The sequence below is a fragment of the Paenarthrobacter sp. CCNWLY172 genome (assembly GCF_037402035.1).
In the GTDB taxonomy this organism is placed as follows: Bacteria; Actinomycetota; Actinomycetes; order Actinomycetales; family Micrococcaceae; genus Arthrobacter.
The window spans coordinates 75,770-96,399 of the sequence record NZ_JBBEGB010000002.1; the positions used below are offsets into that span (position 1 = coordinate 75,770).

15 protein-coding genes are annotated in these 20,630 nt (G+C 64.2%); 3 read left to right on the forward strand and 12 right to left on the reverse strand.

The genetic code is table 11. The annotated features are described in order from the left end of the window. Nucleotides 1–23: 23 nt before the first annotated feature. The 4 genes from gatB to WBN73_RS03275 form a co-directional block, all read right to left on the reverse strand. The gene (gene gatB, locus WBN73_RS03260; RefSeq protein WP_337339611.1) at nucleotides 24–1,532 is read right to left on the reverse strand and encodes an Asp-tRNA(Asn)/Glu-tRNA(Gln) amidotransferase subunit GatB; all 1,509 of its coding nucleotides are present in this window, start codon (nucleotides 1,530–1,532) and stop codon (nucleotides 24–26) included. Beyond that, a complete protein-coding gene (gene gatA, locus WBN73_RS03265) occupies nucleotides 1,532–3,094 on the reverse strand; it encodes an Asp-tRNA(Asn)/Glu-tRNA(Gln) amidotransferase subunit GatA (protein ID WP_207596918.1) in 1,563 nt (520 codons plus the stop codon). Before gatA ends, gatB begins: the two co-directional genes overlap by 1 nt. Nucleotides 3,095–3,099: 5 nt before the next feature. Then, nucleotides 3,100–3,396: an Asp-tRNA(Asn)/Glu-tRNA(Gln) amidotransferase subunit GatC gene (gene gatC, locus WBN73_RS03270; RefSeq protein WP_017199363.1), complete on the reverse strand. Its 297-nt coding sequence runs from the start codon at nucleotides 3,394–3,396 to the stop codon at nucleotides 3,100–3,102. Between the two features lie 238 nt (nucleotides 3,397–3,634). Next, a complete protein-coding gene (locus WBN73_RS03275; RefSeq protein ID WP_337339610.1) occupies nucleotides 3,635–5,137 on the reverse strand; it encodes a CitMHS family transporter in 1,503 nt (500 codons plus the stop codon). Between the two features lie 156 nt (nucleotides 5,138–5,293). On the opposite strand from WBN73_RS03275, the gene WBN73_RS03280 reads away from it, so the two are divergent. Together WBN73_RS03280 and WBN73_RS03285 are read left to right on the forward strand one after the other, a co-directional pair. After that, nucleotides 5,294–6,994 (forward strand): sensor histidine kinase, encoded by a 1,701-nt coding sequence (locus tag WBN73_RS03280; RefSeq protein WP_337339609.1) that lies wholly within the window; start codon nucleotides 5,294–5,296, stop codon nucleotides 6,992–6,994. Beyond that, nucleotides 6,987–7,646, forward strand: coding sequence for a response regulator (locus WBN73_RS03285; protein ID WP_280627589.1), 660 nt, complete (start codon nucleotides 6,987–6,989; stop codon nucleotides 7,644–7,646). Before WBN73_RS03280 ends, WBN73_RS03285 begins: the two co-directional genes overlap by 8 nt. A gap of 70 nt (nucleotides 7,647–7,716) precedes the next feature. On the opposite strand, the gene WBN73_RS03290 is transcribed toward WBN73_RS03285, so the two are convergent. Both WBN73_RS03290 and WBN73_RS03295 read right to left on the reverse strand, forming a co-directional pair. After that, nucleotides 7,717–8,097, reverse strand: coding sequence for a RidA family protein (locus WBN73_RS03290; protein WP_337339608.1), 381 nt, complete (start codon nucleotides 8,095–8,097; stop codon nucleotides 7,717–7,719). A gap of 56 nt (nucleotides 8,098–8,153) precedes the next feature. Continuing rightward, nucleotides 8,154–8,666, reverse strand: coding sequence for a GNAT family N-acetyltransferase (locus tag WBN73_RS03295; RefSeq protein ID WP_337339607.1), 513 nt, complete (start codon nucleotides 8,664–8,666; stop codon nucleotides 8,154–8,156). A 296-nt stretch (nucleotides 8,667–8,962) separates the two neighbouring features. On the opposite strand from WBN73_RS03295, the gene WBN73_RS03300 reads away from it, so the two are divergent. Then, nucleotides 8,963–10,330, forward strand: coding sequence for an LLM class flavin-dependent oxidoreductase (locus tag WBN73_RS03300; protein WP_337339606.1), 1,368 nt, complete (start codon nucleotides 8,963–8,965; stop codon nucleotides 10,328–10,330). Nucleotides 10,331–10,358: 28 nt separating this feature from the next. On the opposite strand, the gene WBN73_RS03305 is transcribed toward WBN73_RS03300, so the two are convergent. The 6 genes from WBN73_RS03305 to WBN73_RS03330 form a co-directional block, all read right to left on the reverse strand. Next, entirely contained in the window at nucleotides 10,359–11,567 is a 1,209-nt protein-coding gene (locus WBN73_RS03305; protein WP_337339605.1) for an AAA family ATPase, read from the reverse strand. Nucleotides 11,568–11,577: 10 nt separating this feature from the next. Beyond that, entirely contained in the window at nucleotides 11,578–12,402 is an 825-nt protein-coding gene (locus WBN73_RS03310) for an inositol monophosphatase family protein (RefSeq protein WP_337339604.1), read from the reverse strand. Further along, nucleotides 12,399–14,693 carry an NAD-dependent DNA ligase LigA gene (gene ligA / locus WBN73_RS03315; RefSeq protein ID WP_337339603.1) on the reverse strand — a complete coding sequence of 765 codons (2,295 nt, stop codon included), beginning with the start codon at nucleotides 14,691–14,693 and terminating at the stop codon, nucleotides 12,399–12,401. Before ligA ends, WBN73_RS03310 begins: the two co-directional genes overlap by 4 nt. A 42-nt stretch (nucleotides 14,694–14,735) precedes the next feature. After that, the gene (locus WBN73_RS03320) at nucleotides 14,736–15,344 is read right to left on the reverse strand and encodes a hypothetical protein (protein WP_337339602.1); all 609 of its coding nucleotides are present in this window, start codon (nucleotides 15,342–15,344) and stop codon (nucleotides 14,736–14,738) included. Between the two features lie 96 nt (nucleotides 15,345–15,440). After that, nucleotides 15,441–19,895 carry an FtsK/SpoIIIE domain-containing protein gene (locus WBN73_RS03325; protein WP_337339601.1) on the reverse strand — a complete coding sequence of 1,485 codons (4,455 nt, stop codon included), beginning with the start codon at nucleotides 19,893–19,895 and terminating at the stop codon, nucleotides 15,441–15,443. Then, complete coding sequence (locus tag WBN73_RS03330; protein ID WP_026541428.1) at nucleotides 19,892–20,596, reverse strand: hypothetical protein; 705 nt, start codon at nucleotides 20,594–20,596, stop codon at nucleotides 19,892–19,894. Before WBN73_RS03330 ends, WBN73_RS03325 begins: the two co-directional genes overlap by 4 nt. Nucleotides 20,597–20,630 lie beyond the last annotated feature (34 nt).

Sequence of the window (20,630 nt, forward strand, 5' to 3'; positions counted from 1 at the left end):
TACTTTGATGGGAAAAACGGGTGTCAGCCCTCGACGCCGAGCTTCTCCAGGATGAGTTCACGGACTCGTCCAGCGTCGGCCTGGCCGCGGGTGGCCTTCATGACGCCGCCAACAATCGCACCGATCGCTTGAACCTTGCCGCCTCGGATCTTCTCCGCGACGTCCGGCTGTGCTGCCAGTGCTGCGTCGATGGCTTCCAGGAGGGGTCCGTCATCGGATACAACGGCGAGTCCGCGCTTTTCGACGATCTCCGCCGGGGTACCTTCGCCGGCGAGGACGCCGTCCAGCACCTGGGTGGCCATCTTGTTGTTGATCTTGCCGTCCTCGACCAGCTTGTTCAGCTCGACGATGACCTGCGGCGTGACACCGAGTTCGGAAGGATCGACGTCGGCAACCTTGGCGCGGCCCACGATCTCACCCATCCACCACTTGCGGGCGACATCGGCGGACGCACCGGCGGCGATGGTTTCCTCAATGGAATCCATGACGCCGGCGTTGACTACATCGCGGAACTCCAGATCCGAGTAGCCCCAGGCTTCCTTGAGGCGCTTGCGGCGCTCGGCCGGCGGCTCGGGAAGGGTGGCGCGGAGCTCTTCCACCCACTCACGGGAGGCGACGACGGGAACCAGGTCAGGCTCCGGGAAGTAGCGGTAATCGTCAGCGTCGGACTTGGGCCGGCCCGACGTCGTCGAACGCGTGTCCTCGTGCCAGTGGCGCGTCTCCTGGATGACCGGCTCGCCGGATTCCAGGACGGCAGCGTGGCGCTGGATCTCGTAGCGGACGGCATGTTCGACGGCGCGCAGCGAGTTTACGTTCTTGGTTTCCGAACGGATACCGAAGCGTTCCCGGCCGTGCGGGCGCAAGGAAACGTTGGCGTCGCAGCGGACATTGCCGCGCTCCATCTTGGCATCGGAAACACCAAGGTTCTTCACGATCTCGCGAACAGCAGCAACGTATGCCTTGGCCAGCTCGGGTGCACGGCTGCCCGCGCCCTCGATGGGCTTGGTGACAATTTCCACCAGCGGCACACCGGAACGGTTGTAGTCCACCAGCGAGTAGTCGGCACCCTGGATGCGGCCTGCCGCGCCACCCATGTGGGTCAGCTTGCCGGCATCTTCCTCCATGTGGGCGCGTTCGATTTCCACGCGGAAGACCGTGCCGTCCTCAAGCTCGATGTCGAGGTAACCGTCGTAGGCGATCGGTTCGTCGTACTGGGAAGTCTGGAAGTTCTTGGGGGTGTCCGGGTAGAAGTAGTTCTTCCGGGCGAAGCGGCAGGACTCGGCGATCTTGCAGTTCAAAGCAAGGCCGATCTTGATGGAGGACTCCACCGCCGTCTTGTTCACCACCGGCAGGACGCCGGGCAGGCCCAGGTCAACCTCGTTGACATTGGTGTTCGGCTCGTCTCCGAAGACATTCGGTGCGGAGGAGAACATCTTGGTCTTGGTGTTGAGTTCCACGTGGACCTCAAACCCCAGGACGGGATCGTACTTCTCCATGGCCTCTTCGAAGCTCAGGGTTGCGTCGACGGACATTAGTTGGAACCTCCGGCGGTGTTGGATACTGCACCGAGAGCAGGCGCCTGGGCAAGCATCGGACCGCCCCACTTCTCTTCGAGCATGGATTCGAGGACCGCACCAACGCGGTACAGGCGGGCATCCTGGCGGGCAGGAGCCAGCAGCTGGATGCCAACAGGCAGGCCGTCTTCGTCAGCCAGGCCACCCGGCAGGGACAACCCCGGGATGCCAGCGAGGTTGGCGGGGATGGTGGCGACGTCGTTCAGGTACATCGCCAGGGGATCATCCAGCTTCTCCCCCAGCTTGAACGCCGTGGTGGGCGCCGTGGGCGAGATCAGGACATCGGCCTTCGCAAAAGCTGCGTCGAAGTCACGCTGGATCAGCGTACGGACCTTCTGTGCGGAGCCATAGTAAGCGTCGTAGTAACCGGCGCTCAAAGCGTAAGTGCCGAGGATGATACGGCGCTTCACTTCGTCACCGAAGCCTGCGGCACGGGTAGCCCCCATGACGCGCTCGATGGTCATCGGACCATCCTTGGGCAGCACTCGCATGCCGAAGCGGACACCGTCGAACTTGGCCAGGTTGCTGGACACCTCGGACGGCATGATCAGGTAGTAAGCGCCCAGGGCGTACTTCAGGTTGGGGCAGGAAACCTCAACGATTTCAGCACCGGCATCCTTCAGCAGCTGAAGGGACTCGTTGAACCGGTTCTCGACGCCTGCCTGGTAGCCCTCGCCGTGAAGTTCCTTGACGATGCCGATCTTCATGCCCGCAACATTGCCCACGCGGGCAGCAGCAACAAGATCGTTGAACGGATCGGTCAGCGACGTGGAGTCATAGGGGTCGTGGCCGCCGATGACTTCCTGCAGCAACGCCGAGTCCAGAACCGTACGGGAAACCGGGCCGATCTGGTCCAGGGATGACGCCATGGCAATGGCACCATAACGGGAAACAGCACCGTACGTCGGCTTCACGCCCACAGTTCCGGTGACGGCACCCGGCTGGCGGATCGAGCCACCAGTATCGGTGCCGAGCGCCAGCGGCGCTTCGAAAGCGGCGACGGCGGCCGCGGAGCCACCGCCCGAACCGCCGGGAATGCGGTCCAGGTCCCACGGGTTGCGGGTGGGGCCGTACGCCGAGTGCTCCGTGGAGGAACCCATGGCGAATTCATCCAGGTTGGTCTTACCCAGGATGGGCATCTTCGCCGCGCGCAGCTTCTTCACCACGGTGGCGTCATACGGGCTGTGCCAACCCTCGAGGATCTTCGAACCAGCCGTCGTCGGCTGGCCAATCGTGACGATGAGGTCCTTGACGGCAATCGGCACACCAGCGAGGGCGTGCAGCTCCGCGGCAGCGGCACCGCCGGCGGCACGGGCGGCGTCAACCTCGGCTGCGACAGCCAAAGCCTCTTCGGTGTTAACGTGCAAAAATGCGTGGATACCGTCGGCTCCGCCATCAACAAGGGCGATGCGGTCAAGGTGCGCCTGCGTCACCTCGACGGCGGTCACCTCACGGGCAGCCAGCTTCGCAGCGAGATCGGCAGCGGAGTGGCGGATGAGCTCGTTCTTCGATTCAGTCATAGTGATTAGTCCTCATCCAGGATTGCCGGGACCTTGAAACGGTTCTCGTAAGCATCCGGAGCGCCGGACAATGCCTGCTCAGCCGTGAACGTGTGGCCCACAACGTCCTCACGGAACACATTGGTCAACGGAATCGGGTGCGACGTCGCCGGGACATCCTCCCCCGCAGCTTCGCTCACGCTCTTCACCGAATCCACGATGACAGCAAGCTCAACAGCCATCCTGTCCAGTTCTTCGGCACTCATTTCAATGTGAGCCAGACGCGCAAGATGCGCGACGTCGTCACGGTTGATCGCAGCCATGGATCTCCCCTGCAAAGTTCAAATGGTTTTCGGAACCAGTCTACTTGGCTTGGGTGCGCCGCCGTACGCGGGCTGCGGCCCGCTCGGTGGGGGTTGTCGCCTTCGGCCGGTGGGCCTCCTACGCAGACCGGGCCAGGCATCCGGATGCGTGCGTCAAAGCGACGAAGGAGCAGCACGCGGAGGATGTCTGGCCCGGTCTTGCACCTCAGGTGCAGACGGTTGCGCTGGGAACAGCGGGTCAGCCGATGCCGATGGCTCCGGTCACGACTCCGACTGCCAGCATGACGACTGAGACCACTGCCGTGCGCCAGAGGACCTTCTTGTGGTGGTCACCCAGGTCTACCTTGGCGAGGGACACCAGGAGGAGGATCGCCGGTACCAAGGGGCTCTGCAGGTGGAAGGGCTGCCCGGTGATGGAGGCACGGGCCATGTCCACTGCATCGACGCCATAGTGCGCGGCCGTTTCGGAGAGGACCGGAAGGACACCGAAGTAGAAGGCGTCATTGCTCATGAAGAAGGTCATGGGGATGCTGAGCAGTCCGGTGATGATCGCCATGAACGGACCCATGTCCGCGGGGATGATCTGGACCAGCCACTCGGACATAGCCTTGACCATGCCGGTGCCGTTGAGGACGCCTGTGAGGACGGCGGCGGCCATGACCATGCTGACGACGGCGACGATGGACCGTGCGTGGGCGATCAGCTGGGCGCCTTGGTCTTTGACCTTGGGAAAGTTGACCAGCAGGGCGATCGCGGATCCCACCATGAACACGAACGGCAGCGGAACGATGTTGGCCACCAGGACCACCATCACGGCGACGGTCAAGCCCAGGTTGAACCAGAACAGCTTGGGACGCAGGGTGGAGCGGTTGGGGTCCAGCGCGGTGTCCGCCATGGCGGTGTCGTGATCGTCCACCAGCGTGGCAGGGTCTTCGAGGACCGCGACGCCGGAACCTCCGCCGGTTCCCGGCTTACCTGCGGTTGAACCGTTGCGGCCAAATCCGAAACGGCCGGCGCCGAAGCCTGCACCCAGGCCCGAACCTGCGGCGACGGAACCGCCGCGGCCGGCGCCGCCGTCGAACGCTTCAGAAGGATCGGCGACGTCGCTCCAAATTTCGGGCGCAGTGGTGCGGAGGCGGTTGCGTTCCTGCAGGCCCAGCAGCCAGGCGAAGACCAGGACAACGATGAGGCCAACGATGAGGGACGGAACCATGGGGACGAAGACGTCGTTGACATCAAGGTTCAGGGCGGTCGCAGCGCGGGCGGTGGGCCCGCCCCACGGCAGGATGTTCATGGTGCCGTTGGCCAGGCCCGCCACGCAGGTGAGGACCACGGGGCTCATCTTGAGCCGCAGGTACACCGGGAGCATGGCGGCAGTAGTGAGGATGAAGGTGGTGGAGCCGTCCCCGTCCAGGGAGACTGCTGCGGCGAGGATCGCGGTGCCGAGGACAACCTTGGCGGGGTCGTTGCCCAGCTTGCGCAGGATGAACTTCACCAGGGGGTCGAACAGTCCGACGTCGATCATCAGGCCGAAGTAGATGATGGCGAACATGAGGAGCGCGGCCGTGGATGTCATGGACTTCATCGAGTCCATCACCATGTCGCCAATGCCGAGGCCCGCCCCGGCGAAAAGGCCGAAGACGGTGGGGACGATGATCAGCGCCAGTACTGGCGTCAATTTTTTGGTCATGATCAGGACCATGAATACCGCAATCATTGCGAATCCAAGCAAAACCAGCACGGCCGGCTCCTTACTACTGTGAATGGCGCCACGTCGGTGTGATGCGCACTACAGACGATATGGTGGCGCCGATCACGGCGGGGGGTTTCCGGGAATTGTTGGGAATACTGCTCGTTGCGAACGTTTTGCGCATTGTGCTCAGTGATTCAATGGATCATGCGGTTTTCCACCCAGACCCTCCTCCTCCAACTGGGGGTTGTCCTGCTGGTGGTCCTGCTCAGCGGAACAGTCCATGCCTGGCTGGTGTACGAACGGATCGGCACCGAAGCCGAGAACCAAGCCCTCACCCTTGCCAGGACGGTCGCGGCGGATCCGGATATCAGGACCAACGTGCAGCTCATCAGCAGGGAAGAGGGAACGCCTCCCTCGGAAGTACTCGCCGTCGGGCCCCTGCAAGAAGCTGCCGAGGCGGTACGGGCGCGCACCGGCGCCTTGTTCGTGGTCATCACGGACGAAACCGGCCTCAGGCTGGCCCACCCGGAGACGGCGCGGCTGGGTGAACGCGTCAGCACGGACCCCTCGGTGGCATTGGGCGGTGAGGAAATCACTACCCGCAACACCGGAACGTTGGGACCATCGGCCGGCGCCAAGGTGCCGGTGTACTCGCCGGAAACGCCCGGCGCAATCGTGGGCGAAGTCAGCGTGGGCTACTCCGTGGAGTCTCTTGGCAACAGCCTGGCCCGCGACATCGTACCCATTGCCCTCACTGCTGGCGGAGCATTGCTTGCCGGCGTCCTGGCGTCGTTCTTGCTCCGCCGCAGGCTGCAGCGGCTCACCCTCGGTCTTGAGCCCGAAGAAATCAGCACCCTCGTCCACGACCAGGTAGCGGTACTCCAAGGCGTGGATGACGGCGTGATCGGTATCGCGGCGGACGGGCGCATCTCCGTGTTCAACGCAGCAGCCGCCAGGCTCCTGGACATGCCCGATGCCACCGGGCAGGACTGGGCGTCCGCCGCCGTTCCCGAGCAACTCAAACAGCTCACGCAGCCCGCGGCACGTGATGCGGAGGCCGTGGAGATTGTTGCAGGTGGGCGCGTTCTGGTGGTGAGTGCACGCAAGGCCTGGCATCGCAAGGAGGACCTTGGCTGGGTGGTCATGCTGCGTGATCGTACGGAATTGCAGCAACTCACCCGCCAACTCGACGCCGTGGGTACCATGTCCACAGCCCTCCGCGCCCAGCGCCACGAGTTCGCCAACCAGCTCCACACGATCGCGGGTTTCATGAGCATCGGCCAGTACGAATCGGCCAAGGCATACTTGGCCCGGATCTCCGCAACGGGCCCGTTGAAGTTCCCGGTGGAGCAGGCTGAACTCCTGCAGGACCCGTACTTGCAGGCGTTCGTTGGCGCCAAGGGCGTGGAGGCTTCGGAGCGCGGCGTGGCCCTCCGCGTCGGGCCCGAAACATTGGTCCGTGGGCACGTGGCCGATCCCCAGGACGTGACCACGGTGCTCGGCAACCTGATCGACAACGCGGTGAGTGCCGCCGTCGCCGGGTCCGCCGCGGACCGCTGGGTGGAGGTTGAACTGCTGGACGACGCCACCACAACGGGCGGCACCTTGCATATCGTGGTGGGAGACTCGGGCGACGGTTTGGGGAGCCTTGAACCCGAAGAGGTCTTCGCAGAAGGATTTACGACGTCGGAACAACCGGTACGCTCGGGGGCTGGACAAGGTTTGGGGTTGGCGTTGGTGCGGCAGCTGGCGCGAAGGCGCGGCGGCGACGTCCGCGTTCTGGAGCCCGGCAGCCATGGCGGTCCGGGGGCGGTGTTCATGGCAACCATCCCCGGTGTCATGGACTTTTCCGGCACTGTGGATGCAGGTGCCGACTCTACCTTGAGGGAGGACAGCAGTGGCTGAGGATTTGAGGGTGCTGATCGTGGATGACGACTTCCACGTGGCAAGGCTCCACGCTGCCTATGTGGATTCCGTGGCCGGCTTCATGGCTTTGGCGCCGGCGGGCTCCGTGTCCCAAGCGCTGCAGGCGATCCACAGCCTCCGCCCGGACCTGGTGCTGCTGGACGTGTACCTGCCGGATGGCTCCGGCTTGGACCTGCTGGGCCAGTTGGACGTCGACGCCGTGATGCTCACCGCCGCCTCGGATGCGCAGTCCATCAAGGTTGCCCTGCGTCGCGGCGCGCTGGGGTACATGCTCAAACCCTTCACGGCCGAGTCCCTGTCCCAGCAACTCCGGTCCTACGCCAGGTACCGGAGGATTTTGGGCCAGCAGAGCGCCGTGGACCAGACCACCATTGAACGCGCAAAGCGCTCCCTGATTCCCGGTGACGTCACGCCGGCCGCCAAACCCCGCTCGGCGACCGAAGCGGCGGTCCTGGAATCGTTGATCCCTGGTGAGCAGTATTCAGCTGCCGAGGTGGCGGAACGCGTTGGCGTTTCCCGGGCCACGGCGCAACGGTACCTGTCCTCGCTCGCGGACGATGGCGCCGTCGAAATCCAACTGCGCTACGGGACCACGGGTCGGCCGGAACACCGCTACGGCATCCCGAGCTAGCTCAACCAACTGGCATTAGTGGTTGTTCTGAGCGCTCACAACAACCACTAATGCGACTCAGTTGGGTGCGTTACGCGCTCTTCTGCGCCACGAGCTCGATCTCCACCAGCATCGCGGGATCGAGGAACGGCAGGACGTGGACCAGGGCAAGCGCGGGGCGGATCTCGCCGAAGACCTCACCGTGCGCACGGCCGGCGTCTTCCCACTTGCTGATGTCCGTCAGGTACAGCTTGGACTGCACAACGTCCTCGTAGGAGAACCCGGCTTCTTCCAGAACGGTGCCGAGCTTTTCGAGAATGTACTTGGTCTGCGAGTAGAAGTCTTCGCCAACAATGCCATCGGGCCCACTGGCTGCCGTCGCAGAAATGAAGAGGGTGCTGTCCACCTGGACTGCGCGGGAGTATCCAAGGGTCTGCTCCCAGACCGAACCCGTGCCGAATGTCTTGCGCATGCCGCGCCTTCCTGTCGTTTCGCACGGTCCGGTGACCGGCGTTTACGAAGGAAACTTTATGACTGCGGGAGGTCCAGCCGGTAAACGAACAGCTTTATGTCGGTGCCGGGAACGAACCAGTCGCGGTGCGGCGCGCGGTCAAAGCCGGTGCGTGCATACAGGGCGTTGGCACTTTCCCACGTCGCGCCGGTGGTCAGCGAAACGGCCCTGATGCCGTCCATGGCCTTGGCCTGATCGACGACGGCCTGCACCAGGGCGCGGCCGGCACCGGAGCGCTGCACAGCCGGATCCACCACGAGGGTCCGCAGTTCCAGCTCATCCTCCAGGCCGATGTCCGAGAAGCCGCCGCCCGCAGGAGCCGCGGTGACCGAACCGATCACCTCGCCGTTGCGCTCTGCCACAAGGATGTCGGCGTGCTCTGCACGGCCTGCCACATCCTGGAGCTTCTGCAGGTACGGGTGGTCGGCGTCGCCGTAGTACCCCGCAGTGACGTAGGAGTCCTGCGTAATGCGGGCAACGGCGTCGTAGTCTTCGGGCAGGGCGGGACGGACGGTAATCGGCGAAAGCACCTACCAATGGTAGTCGTGCCGGTCGCACCAAAGGCGCCAAAAGGGCCTTTCCGTGATGGAACTATCAGTCACGAACGGAACACACGACGACGGCGGCCCGTGCTTTGTTGATCGGGTGGACAACTGCTGGGCTGCTTTTGTGTTGCCTCCCGTGGCGTCGGATGGAGCCGCGTTGCCTGCCGTGAACCCCGGTTTCGTGCTGTTGCGGGGACATGTCGAAACGCTGGCGGAGGGCTTTGGACCCGTGCTTGAGTTGCCACACACCGGCCCCAACTGTCCTGACCCGAGGAGAAACCATGACCCCGCCAGACCGCACATTGCACCTCAACGCGTTCCTGATGAGCACAGGGCACCACGAAGCATCATGGCGCCTGCCCGAAAGCGACCCCCTTGCCTCTACCAAAGTGGAGCACTACCAGCACCTGGCCCGCACGGCCGAACGCGGAAAGCTCGATTCCATCTTCTTCGCTGACTCCCCCGTCCTCTTTGGCGAGGTGGGCCGCCGTCCTGCCGGAAAACTGGAACCAACCGTGCTGCTGACGGCCATCGCTGCCGCAACTCAAAGGATCGGCCTGATCGCGACCGCCTCCACCACCTACAACGACCCCTTCAACCTTGCGCGCCGTTTCGCTTCGGTGGACTGGGTCAGTGGTGGACGTGCAGGCTGGAACGTCGTCACGACGGCGGGACCGGACGCCGCGCGCAACTTCGGTGTGGATGACCAGCCGGCCCATGCCGTCCGGTACGAGCGGGCCGCTGAGTTCATCGAGGTGGCACAGAAACTCTGGGACAGCTGGGAAGATGACGCCATCCTCGCGGACAAGGCCGAGGGCGTCTGGGGCGATGACAACAAGATCCGGGTCATCGAGCACGAGGGGAAACACTTCCGCGTTCGTGGCCCCCTCAATGTTCCCCGTTCACCCCAGGGCCACCCGCTGATCGTCCAGGCCGGCTCTTCCGAAGACGGCAAGAAGCTGGCGGCGCAGTATGCCGAAGCCGTCTTCACCGCCCACCAGACCCTGGCCGACGCCCAAGCCTTCTACTCTGACCTGAAGTCACGCACCGCAGCGGTGGGCCGCGACCCGGAAGGCATCAAGATCCTGCCGGGGATCGTCCCGGTCATCGGATCCACTGAAGCCGAAGCCCTCAAGCTTGAGCGTGAACTGGACGAGCTCATCAAGCCCGAATACGCCCGGGAGCAACTGGCCAAGACGTTGCGCCTGAAGCCTGAGGACCTCCCCCTGGACCGCCAACTCCCTGCCGACCTGCCGTCCGAGGACGACATTGAGGGTGCCAAGAGCCGCTACACGCTGATCGTGGAGCTGGCCCGCCGGGAGCAGCTCACTGTTCGCCAGCTGATCGGCCGGCTGGGTGGAGGACGCGGGCACCGTACCTTCTCCGGAACACCTGAACAGGTTGCTGACGCCATCCAGGACTGGTTCTTTGCCGGCGCCGCGGATGGCTTCAACATCATGCCGCCGGTCCTTCCCTCAGGACTGGAGGTGTTCGTGGACCACGTAGTACCGATCCTCCAGCAGCGCGGGCTGTTCCGTACGGAGTACACCGAGTCCACGCTCCGCGGACACTACGGACTGGCCCGGCCGGAGAACCGCTTCGCAGGCTCCGCGGCGCAGCAGCTCACGTCCATCGGATCAGCGTTCTAGGACCCATGCCGCGTCACGCGGGCGGCCCTCAGCGCTTGGGCCAGCTCCACGAGGGACCTTCCAGCGATCCCAGACCCTTGATCCGGGTCTCGCCGAGGTCCTTGTAGAGCTCATGCTCATGGGCGGCACCGCTCTCGCGCAGCGCCTTGAGCAACGCTTCCGAGTGGGTCACGACGATCATCTGGCTGTTGGCACTGGCCTGGACAATCAATCCGGCCAGTGCCGGCATCAGGTCAACGTGGAGGCTGGTCTCGGGTTCGTTGAGGACCATGAGCTCGGGGGGCCGCGGGGTCAGCAACGCCGCGGTCAGCAACAGGAACCGCAGGGTTCCGTCCGAGAGCTCTGCGGCCTTCATGGGCCGCAACATGCCGGGCTGACTGAGTTCCACGCTGAACCGGCCGTCGTTGACGGCAATCTCCAGGCGGCTTCCGGGAAAGGCATGGCCGACGGCGGCATCCAACTGCCGCTCGAAGCCCACCTCGCGCAGTGTTTGCAGAGCAGCCGCAAGATCCTTGCCGCTGTGATGAAGCACGGGTGTGCGGGTTCCGAGCTGCGCCTGGCGGGCGGGAGCGTCGGCATCCGTGCGGAAGTGATCGTAGAACCGCCATGAACGGACCGAATCACGAACCCGCAGAACCTCCGGCGCCCTGTCCTGGTCCGAAACCTCCGTCAGCATGCTCTGGAAAGTGTCCAGCCGCCTGGATAACTCTGTCCACTCGCTGCCGGGTCCGCGCAGCTTGGCCAGGCTTCCCTTCCGGTCGACCAACAGTGAGCTTGGCCGTGCTACAGGGCCGGAGAAGATCTGCTCCCGTTTTATTTCGGGATCCAAGCTGAAGGCGGAGGGCCGGGGCCTGCCGGTTTCCTGGTCGAATCCGGCACCGCCGGGCGTTGGCATCCCCAGGTCCACCAAGTATCCAAAATCGTCCCCGGAGTAACCCAGCTTCAGGCTTACGGACTCACGCCGTACCGTTCCCTGGACAGGCACGTCACCACTGCGCATGGCCTTGCTGATGGACTCCGGGCCTGCCCACAGTGTGGAGGGCAAACCGCCGTCGCGGGCAAGCGAACCCACCACGTTGCCGGAGTCGCCCCCGGCACACTCTGCCAACAGCCGAAGCGCCCGGTACAGCGAGGACTTTCCGCTGCCGTTGGCACCGGTCACGATGTCCAGGCCATGCAACTCCATGGCGAGGTCCCGGATGGATCGGTAGTTGGCGATGGCGAGGGTTTTGATCACGGATTGGTCATCACAAAGGAAACTTGCCGGACAGTTCCAAGGCGCCGGCGCACATCCAGGCCGCCAGACGGTCTTCGGTGCTTGGCCCACCGTTCAAAGGGCTCTCCAACCGTGGTCTGCGCACCCAGCAGCCCGCCTCTTCGGCGATCAGCGCACCGGCAGAGAAATCGTGCTCGTTCAGGCCACGCTCGCCGTAAGCGTCAAAAGTACCGTCGGCGACCAAACAGAGATCCAAGGCCGCAGAACCCAGGCGCCGGACGTCGGCAAAACCGTCCATAAGCTCAGCGAGGCCGGCCGACTGGTCTGCGCGGGTAGCGGGATCGTAGCTGAATCCCGTAGCCAGGATGAGTCCCCTTCGTCCCTGGACAGGACCTGCCAAGCGGGTGGTCTCTCCACCGACCTCCAACCAGGCTCCTTGTCCACGGGCGGCCGAGTAGACGCGACCCAGGGCAGGTGCGTGGACCACCCCGGCCAGCCATACGCCGTCGGAATCGGCTACGGCCACAGAGGTGGCGTAGTAGGCGATGTTTCGGATGAAGTTGGTGGTCCCGTCCAAGGGGTCAATGGACCAGCGGTATCCGGAAGGCATGTCCGGCCTGGTGGTGCCGTGCTCCTCGCCAGTGATGGTGTCGTGGGGCCGCTCTGCAAGGATGGCTTCGCGGACGGCATTCTCAGCCGCGACATCAAAGGCCGTGACCCAGTCGCCGTCCTCACCCTTGTTGGTGGTTTCGAGGCCATCGCCGCCTGTGCCGCTGACGGACCGCTGCGCGAGCACAGCAGCACCCGCCGCAGCGGCACGTTTGGCTACTGCCAGGAGCCCGTTCACCTCCGTCATTCGGAGACTGCTTCCGTGGCGTCGTCCTGCGCCGTTTCGTTGTCCGCAGGCTCGTCTGCCGCAGCCGCGGGACCATTGGCGAGCAACTCCCGGAACCCGTCCTCGTCCAGCACGGGAACTCCCAACTGCTCTGCCTTGTCCAGCTTGGTGCCGGCGCTTTCGCCGGCGACCAGGTAGCTGGTCTTCTTGGAAACGGAACCAGACGCCTTCCCGCCACGAATGATGATGGCTTCCTTGGCTTCGTCCCGGCTGAAGTTGGGCAAAGTACCGGTAACAACGATGGTGAGCCCTTCAAGGGTGCGCGGCACGGACGTGTCCCGCTCGTCTTCCATCCGCACACCGGCCGCTGCCCAGCTGTCGACGATCTCGTTGTGCCAGTCCACGGCGAACCACTCTTGGAGTGCCACTGCAATGGTGGGGCCTACACCATCCACATGGGCCATTTGCTCCTCCGTGGCGTTCCGGATGGCGTCCATGCTGCCGAAGGCGGTAGCCAGAGCCCGCGAAGCGGTGGGGCCCACATGCCTGATGGAGAGCGCTACCAAAACACGCCAGAGCGGCTGCTTCTTGGCTTTCTCCAACTCCACAAACAGTTTCTCGGTGGTGGCCGTTGGCTTGGAGGGGGACTTGGCCGTGCCCTTGGTATAGAAGTACGGAACCAGCTCATACTCGCCCGTGCCCACACCCTTGGAACGCTTCTCCCTGCGGATCAGGACATCGGCCAGGTCCTCGCGGGTCAGGCTGAACAGGCCCGCCTCACTGGTCAGCGGCGGGATCTCCGGCTCCGCGGGCTGCGTGAGCGCTATGGCCGCTTCCCACCCCAACGCCTCAATATCGAACGCACCACGGCCCGCGAGGTGGAACACGCGCTCACGCAGCTGCGACGGGCACGACTTCGCATTGGGGCAACGAATGTCAACGTCGCTTTCCTTGGCCGGAGCCAGAGGGGTGCCGCAGGACGGGCATTCGGTGGGCATCACGAACTCCCGGACCGGTGGATCCTGTTTGTCACGCAGGGCCAGCACAGGGCCCACGATTTCGGGGATGACATCGCCGGCTTTCCGAAGGATCACGATGTCGCCGATCATGACGCCCTTGGCCTTGACCACGTCCTGGTTGTGCAGCGTCGCCATGCCCACCGTGGAGCCGGCCACCTTCACGGGTTCCATCAATCCGAACGGAGTCACCCGGCCGGTACGGCCTACGTTGACGGCAATGTCCAGGAGCTTGGTGTGGACTTCTTCCGGCGGGTATTTGTAGGCAGCAGCCCACCTCGGAACGCGGGAGGTGTAGCCGAGGGCCCGTTGGGTGGCGAAGTCGTCGATCTTGACCACAATGCCGTCGATCTCATGTGCGAGGTCGTGCCGGTGCTCGCCGTAGTGCCCAATGAACTCAAGGACCTCGTCAAACGAGTCCAGGACCTTGAGGTACGGACTGGTGGGCAGCCCCCAGGCTTCAAGAAGCTTGTACGTTTCGGACTGGCTCTTGGCTTCCAATCCTTCGCGGGCGCCGATGCCGTGGACGTACATGCTCAGGGGCCGCTTGGCGGTTTCCGCAGGATCCTTTTGTCGCAGCGAGCCAGCGGCAGCATTGCGCGGGTTGGCGAGCGGTGCTTTGCCGGCGGCGACGAGGGTTTCGTTGAACTCTACGAAGGCCTTGGAGGGGATAAATACCTCACCCCTGATTTCGACTTCAGAGGGATACCCGGATCCGGTGAGTTCGCGTGGGATTTCCTTGATGGTCAGGACGTTGTGGGTGATGTCTTCACCAGTTGTGCCATCGCCGCGCGTGGCCGCACGGACGAGCTTGCCGTCTCGGTAGAGGAGGTTCACAGCGAGGCCGTCGATCTTCAACTCTGTCAGCCAGGCAATGGGCGGAACGGAGTCTCCGAGTTTGGCCACCGAAGCTTCCGCCTTCCGCACCCAGGCCTCAAGCTCGTCCAGGGAGAAAACGTCATCCAGGCTGTACATGCGTTGCAGGTGCTCCACGGCAGCGAATGCCGAGGAGACCTCGCCGCCCACTTCCTGCGTGGGGGAATCGTTCGAGACAAGCTCCGGGTGGAGGGCTTCCATCTCCTCCAGGCGCCGGTACAGTTCATCAAACTCGGCATCGGATACCGTAGGTGAGTCTTCCTGGTAATAGGCATACCGGTATTTGCGGACGAGATCGGCCAGTTGCTCGTACTCATCGCGCAAAGACTCCGAAGGTGGGGTCCCCTCTGCTTCCACGACGGTTGCAGCCGCCTGTTCACCTGTGGTTTCTACCGGATTCGCAGTTTCTGGTGTGCTCACACGTCTATCTTGCCGCAAGCCAACGACATTTTTGCGGCGCGGCTAGTGCGAAGAAAGCCGGTTCTTGCTCCACAGGGCGAACGCCAGGCCGCCCAGGCCCACCAGGAGAACGGCACCCAGGATACCGAAGAGGCCCAGCACGTTGGGGCCGGAGATGGACGTGCTGGCCATGGCGGCGGCCTGCGTCTCCTTGCCCTTGTCCACGGGGGTGTTCCAGTTGGACGACTTAGACGGGCTGGGGCTGGCTGAGCTGGGTGTCGCAGAAGGCGAGGCCGACGGCGTTGCAGACGCCACGGTCGCCTCAGGCGTGGGCGCGGGTTCGGACGGGCCCGACGCCGGACTGGTCACCCGGGGTGCCACGGTAACGAACTGCGTCACTACGGGCTGTGGTGCCTGGACAGGCGGCTCGGGAGCGGCTGGTGCAGGTGCAGGTGCCTTCTGTGTCTCGCGGACACGGGTCGGTTCCGGTTTGGGCGTGGGCCTCTTGTCCGATTCCGGGGCCAGCGCAGGCTGCGTCGGCAAGGGGTCCTGGACTCCCTCACTGGGCGCGCAGGATAACTTCCCGTCACATGGAGCAGCGTGGACGGCGGCAGCTGGCGCCAACAGCAGACCAGCGGTCAGAAGAACGGCAGGGACAACGGAGTGTCGCATGAAGTAACCTCAGCCGGGGCGTTGGGGTGCCACCGGTTTTCAAGAAGTTCGGGTGTTTTGTGAAATCCTCCTATATCCCCCGCGCTGCGGCAAATCCTAGCTTCGGTTCTCCGGCGGCATGGCGATCTGCAGTTTGCGTACTTTGCCGCGTCCAACAATGTATCCGCGGCCGGGAATGAAGTCGGTGCTGATCCTGCCCAGGGAGGTGTTGAGCAGGCTGTCGCCTTCCACGTCTCCCGGGTTGAGCAAGAGCCCACGGCGCCCGGACTTGAACGGCTGTGCCAAGGACCAGGCCTGGGACCAGGTGGACGTTTCAGATTCGCCCACCACCCATTGATCGGCCTTGATGGCCGCCGTGACCAGGCGGCCGACCCCCGATTCAGCCAAGGTGTCCGTGAACTCGGTCAGGCCCTCGATGAAAATGGCCATGCTGCCCGGGTTGTCCGAGGCCTTGTCGATCAGGTCATCCACGACGTCGGACACTTCATCCGGACCCACCAACGAGCGGCTCCAGATGTTCAGCGACGCCACGGCGGACCGGCGCGAGCCGATGTAGATCAGGTCTGTCCGCGGGTTGGAGCGACGCAAGGCGTACGCCAGGGTCACCAGCGCCACCGTCCGTCCGGCACCCGGAGGGCCAGCGAGGAGGAGCGAGCCCTTGGCGGCGATGGCCGCCGAACCCAGTGTCTCGTCGTCGACACCAATAACGGGGTTGTCCGGAGCACCGGTGGGCAGGATGTCCAGGTCCACCAGCTCCGGGAGGCGCTGGATTTGCGGTGCCTGCTCCAGCCCTTGACGGACCATGGCCTGGCTGAGCTTGGCCACTTCGCGCGCTTGCAGTGCCAGGTTCGAGTTGCCACCCAGCACGGCGAGCTGGACTTCGAGTCCATCCAGCAACCCACGCCCGGGAGGAGAGGCGGCGTTGAGGACGTCCTTGGGGACGTCCAGGGTCATGTAGTCGTCTTCGGAGCTGAGGCGCAGGACCAACCGTTTCTGGATGGAAGCCAGGAGCGACGCCGGAACAGAGTTGGTGCGGTCACCGCTGACTACCAGGTGGATGCCCAGGGGACGTCCGTCGGTGGCCAGTGTCAGGAAGATGTCCCACAGCGCGGACAGCTTGCTGTACTCGTATCCTTCCCGGAAGGAGGACATGCCATCGACCAGGATGAAGATGCGCTTCTCGTCCGGCCGGTTGGCCAACTGCCGGTACTCCACGATCGTGGAGGCCCTGACTTCGGCGAACCGTGCAGCGCGGTCGTCGGCTACTTCCTTGAGCCAGCGGAGCAACCGGCCAACGCGTTCAACGTCGTCGCCATTGATGATTTCACCCACGTGCGGGAGTCCGTCCAGCATCTTCAGGCCGGAGGAACCGCAGTCGATGCCGTAAATATGTACCGGGCCACCGCGGGGTGTGACGGCTGCGGCGATGGCGATACTGCGCAACGCTGCCGACTTTCCGGATCCACCCGTGCCGTAGACGGCCATGTTGCCGTCCTTGTCCGGTTCGTAGAACACGGTGGGCTGGTCCTGGTGGGCGGGATCGTCCGCGACGCCCAACAGGAGCCGCTCATCCGTCCGCGGATTAGGGAGCTTGGAGAAGTCGTACGTGGTGGCCAGTTCGTTGAGCCACGGCTTGCGGGGAGGCTCGATCGAGAGGACGTCCGCGGCACGGATGATGTTTTCCGTCATCCGGGCGATATCGTTCGGCCCCGCGGGTTCTTCCTCCACCTGGGCCACCAACGGCGGCTCCCAGGTGGGCCCGGAGCCGAAGGCCATCTCCACGATGTCGATCCGCGGACGCTGCGGTTTCTCGGTGGTCCAGCCACCGGCATATCCGGTCTGGAAACCCTGGATCCGCCCGGGGCCGGTCTTCGCGGCGCCACGGCCCGGGATGGAGGGATCAAAATAGGCGGCGGTGGGAACACCAAGAATGTCCACCGCATCCACTTCATCAGCCATGCGCAAAGCGACACGGAGGTTGGTGTTGGCACGCAGGTTGTCCTTGATGACGCCGGCGGGCCGTTGGGTGGCAAGGATCAGGTGCAGACCCAGGGAACGGCCACGGGCAGCAACGTCCACCACGCCGTCAACGAACTCGGGAACTTCCGTAGCCAGCGCCGCAAATTCGTCCACGATGATGATCAGGTACGGCGGGGCCTCGGGATCGGCTTCGCGTTGCAACGCCAGCAGGTCCTTGGCCTTCTTACGGTTCAGGAGCCGTTCCCGATAGTGCAGTTCGGCGCGCAGGGAGGTCAGTGCACGGCGGACCAGGTGCGGGGACAAGTCCGTCACCAGTCCCACGGTGTGAGGCAGGTGGAGGCAATCCGCGAATGCTGCGCCGCCCTTGTAGTCCACGAACAGGAAGCTGACACGGTCCGGGCTGTAGGCAGCGGCCATGCCCATCACCCAGGATTGGAGGAATTCGGACTTGCCGGCACCGGTGGTTCCGCCCACCAGTGCGTGGGGCCCCTCGTTCTTTAGGTCGAGGTAGAACGGTTCCACGCCCTTGGAACCAACCAAAGCCCGGAGGCTGCCGCTGTCCTTACGGTTGGGCACGGCGGTGGCGTGGACAGAATTGTTCTCCTGCCAACGTTCAGCAACGGCCTGCGGGTTGTCCATCAGTTCCTTGCCGATCAACGTGGCGTAGGACACGGCGCGCGGGAGGTCGGAGTCGTCGTCGAGCGGGTTTCCGACGTCCACCAACGGCGACATCATGCGGGCCAGTTGCGTGGCAAGGTCCGCATCGAGGCTTTCGCAGCTCACAGGATAGGTGTGCCTGCCCAGGCGGACCTGGCCTGTTGTGGTGCCGTGATCGCCGTCAACGGAGAGGAAGTCCCGGCACGCTGCAGGGAGGGACTGCACGTTGGCTGCTACCCACATGACGTGCACTCCATGGTCAGGGCCGCGCTCCACCAGGCGCGTGAGGCGTCCACGGTCCACGGGAGCATCGTCTTCCACGATCACCAGGACAGCGGGCACAACGGGGGCTGGGATTTCTTCGTGCTCGTTCTTGAGCCCGGGGCGATGCTGCGGCCCTGGTTCCTTGGCCATGGACTCGCGCTCTTCCACGAGGCTTTCCAAGCGGGACAACAAGGCAGCACCGGCGCCAGGGCCTGCGGCGAGGTGGTCACCGGACAGCGGGCTGTGGCCTGAACCGACATGCGGAAGCCATTGCAGCCAGTCCCAACGTTCACGGGAGCGCGCAGAGGTCAGCGAGGTCAGGACCACTTCTGCAGGCGAGTGGAGGCCTACCAGTTGAAGCACCATCCCGCGGGCAACATCGTCCACCACGCTGCGGTCCCCCGCCACGCCGAACGATCCGGAGGTCCGCAGTTGGGAAACAATGGGCACGCCCTCGATCACCCGGACCTGCTGAAGGCATTCCTGGATTTCCCGCATGTACTGCGGTTCGGTTTCGTTGGCGCTTGGCTCGTCAAAGGGGATGCGCGACGGCGCGGAGCCCAGCCCGAAACGGACGCCCAGGAAGTGCTGGTGCTCGGGACGGTTGGTCCACAGCAAGGGGCCAAGTTTGTAGATCGCGTCCACAGTATCGCTGACCGAAGGCGCTTCCTGGAGCCTGACGGCGCGCTCGATGTTCTGCTGCCGGTCGATGTCCTCGCGGAAAGCCAGCATGGCGGCCTTGAACTGCTTGTGGCCTTCCTTGGCCTGGCGCTTGCTCTGCATCTTGTGGTCTACGTAGTGCCCCACGATGAACAGCGGCATCATGGCCATGAAGAGGACAGAGAGCAGGTTCTGGGTGACGGCAAAAAGCACGCCGCCCATCAGCAGCGGCGCCACCAGCATGATGTAGGGGAACGGCTGGTGCTCGGGGCGCTTGGGACCGGCCGGCGGCACCCGCTTGGGTGACTCGAACCTCGGCAGGACCCGCGGTGACCGGTTGAAGTCCACCAAGGGCGACGACGGTCCACCACTGTGGTTCCGGGACAACGCCACCACTCCTACAGTGGTATCGCCCAACGTAACCGTGTCCGAGGATTGCAGTGTTGCCCGCGTGACGGGCAAGCCGTCCATGAGCAGCCCGTTGGCAGAGTTCGTATCCACGATCTCCACCGTCTCGCCCACCGTGACGCGGGCATGGCGCTTGGACGTCAGCGGGTCGGAAAGCCTGATGTCGGCGTCCCTGTCCCGGCCGATGTAGCTGGTGCCGAAAGGCAGCGAAAACTCGCGCCCGACGTCGGGCCCTGACATGACGCGCAACGTCGCCGCTGCCGGTCCCCTGTTGGTGCCGCTGGCGTGGCCGTTCGAGGCAAACTGTTCGCTGACCTGCGCGAGCGAGACCTTGGATCCGGGCCGCAACCCGGACTCCAGCAAGTTGTCGGTGGGGCGGAGCACGTGTCCGGACAGGCCACCGCCAACGAACGCTTCGTCCACGCTGATGGACAGGTTCGACGGCGGTTCGGTCCCCTTGCGTACGGGGTCGGCGACCCAGAGTTCGGTGGCTATGTCCGCCACGGTGGCGCGACCATCCACCGTCACGGCGAGGTCCTTTGCTTCGGCAGGATCACGCCGCAAGGTCAGGCGAAACTTCATCCTTCGTCGACTCCAGTCATTTTTTCAAGGAGGTGCAAATCAGCCGGGGTCACCAGATGCGAGGTCACCGCGTGCTCCACCAGGCGGGCGCGGCGGTTGGTGGCGAGTTTCCCTGCGCCACCGCGCAAACCAACGACTCCAACGCGGTCCAGTTTGTCGCACACGTTGTCCAGCTTGCGGTTGAACCGTGTCAGGGCCCAACCCAGCCGCTTCGCAGCCTCTGCTGAGGAGGGAATGGCGCTGAAGCCAGTGCCTTCGCGGCGCAGCATGGGCTCAGCCAAGGCCACGATCAGGGCCTTCTGTGAGTCCGTGAAGACCACGGGGCCAATGGTGGTGTCCCCCGCCTGGTCCTCTTCGCGGGCCTCATGCCGGAACGACGGCGTCTTCAAATGGACGGCGAATTCATACGTTGTGGGCCCGGCAGTGAAGATCACGTTGGTGTGGCTGAAGACCAACGGGATCCTTGCACCCGGCGCAAGCCAGGCCTGCATGCCGCCGGAACCATCGGCGATGGTGGCAGACAACATGCTGCCCACGTTGCTGAGCCACCACATGCCGTCGTAACGGGCAATCTGCAGGAAGCGTCGGTGCAGATACGGGTTGTCGTCGACCTCCAGGTCACCTTCGCGACCAATGTCAAAGACGTCTTCGTCGGATGGTTCGTACCATTCCCCACAGAAATCTATTGCTAGATCCCCCATGATCTGTGCCTCCTCAGTCGGCGGTAAGTAAGTG

Excerpts from the sequence above, each read along its gene's own strand:
- WBN73_RS03310 (WP_337339604.1), bottom strand. The coding sequence starts at position 12,402 with ATGACGGAGGTGAACGGGCTCCTGGCAGTAGCCAAACGTGCCGCTGCG.
- WBN73_RS03280 (WP_337339609.1), top strand. The coding sequence starts at position 5,294 with ATGCGGTTTTCCACCCAGACCCTCCTCCTCCAACTGGGGGTTGTCCTG.
- WBN73_RS03300 (WP_337339606.1), top strand. The coding sequence starts at position 8,963 with ATGACCCCGCCAGACCGCACATTGCACCTCAACGCGTTCCTGATGAGC.
- WBN73_RS03330 (WP_026541428.1), bottom strand. The coding sequence starts at position 20,596 with ATGGGGGATCTAGCAATAGATTTCTGTGGGGAATGGTACGAACCATCC.
- WBN73_RS03290 (WP_337339608.1), bottom strand. The coding sequence starts at position 8,097 with ATGCGCAAGACATTCGGCACGGGTTCGGTCTGGGAGCAGACCCTTGGA.
- gatA (WP_207596918.1), bottom strand. The coding sequence starts at position 3,094 with ATGACTGAATCGAAGAACGAGCTCATCCGCCACTCCGCTGCCGATCTC.
- WBN73_RS03325 (WP_337339601.1), bottom strand. The coding sequence starts at position 19,895 with ATGAAGTTTCGCCTGACCTTGCGGCGTGATCCTGCCGAAGCAAAGGAC.
- gatC (WP_017199363.1), bottom strand. The coding sequence starts at position 3,396 with ATGGCTGCGATCAACCGTGACGACGTCGCGCATCTTGCGCGTCTGGCT.
- WBN73_RS03320 (WP_337339602.1), bottom strand. The coding sequence starts at position 15,344 with ATGCGACACTCCGTTGTCCCTGCCGTTCTTCTGACCGCTGGTCTGCTG.
- gatB (WP_337339611.1), bottom strand. The coding sequence starts at position 1,532 with ATGTCCGTCGACGCAACCCTGAGCTTCGAAGAGGCCATGGAGAAGTAC.